The sequence below is a fragment of the Gordonia cholesterolivorans genome (assembly GCF_039531975.1).
Lineage (GTDB): Bacteria > Actinomycetota > Actinomycetes > Mycobacteriales > Mycobacteriaceae > Gordonia > Gordonia sihwensis.
In genome coordinates this window covers 1-643 of the sequence record NZ_BAAARB010000074.1, presented here as the reverse complement: position 1 = coordinate 643, position 643 = coordinate 1, and the positions used below count along the sequence as shown (strand labels likewise).

Below are 643 nucleotides of genomic sequence, written 5' to 3'. Positions count from 1 at the left end.
TGGCGTGTCCCCCGTGAACCGGTCCGGGTTGTTTTAGAGTCCCGATTGCCCTGATGAGGGCAGAGAAGGGACGATGAGGACCATGGCAGGACGTAAGCGTCACTCGGCCGAGGACATTGTGCGCAAGCTGCGCCGGGCCGATGAGCTGGCCGCCGAAGGCAAGACCGGCGAGGAGATCGCCGCCGATCTCGAGGTGTCGGGGGCCACCTTGTACAACTGGCGCCGCCAGTACGGCGGTATGGACGGCGATGCCGCCAAGGAACTCAAAGAGTTGCGGGATCAGAACAGCCGACTCAAGCGACTGCTCGCCGATGCCGAACTCGAGAAGGACGCGCTGCGGGAGATCGCCAAGGGAAAATTCTGAGCCCAACCGCCAAACGCGCCGCCATCGACATGCTCAAGGACATCAAGAACATGTCAGAACGTATGGCGTGCAGGGTAGTTGGGCTTTCCCGTTCCGCCTATCGACGGCTGCCGCAAGCGCACACCCCGTCCGACCCCGACGCCGCGCTGCGCGAGCAGTTACGCACCTATGCGCGCAAGAATCCGCGGCACGGGTTCCGCCGGGCGTGGGCGCACCTGCGTTTCGACGACGGTATCGAGATCAACAAGAAGAAGGTGCACCGCCTGTGGAAGGAGGAAG

At 63.5% G+C, this 643-nt stretch carries 2 protein-coding genes; both read left to right on the top strand.

The window, feature by feature from the left end; translation table 11 throughout:
- The first annotated feature begins 82 nt into the window (after nt 1-82).
- Entirely contained in the window at nt 83-364 is a 282-nt protein-coding gene (locus ABFX36_RS18945; RefSeq protein WP_346077836.1) for a transposase, read from the top strand.
- A 29-nt stretch (nt 365-393) separates the two neighbouring features.
- Nucleotides 394-643: IS3 family transposase (locus ABFX36_RS18940; RefSeq protein WP_346077834.1), on the top strand; the 250-nt coding region annotated here is incomplete at its 3' end.

What these genes read in the sequence shown, in the direction of transcription:
- ABFX36_RS18945 (WP_346077836.1), top strand. Translation starts at nt 83, where the DNA reads ATGGCAGGACGTAAGCGTCACTCGGCCGAGGACATTGTGCGCAAGCTG.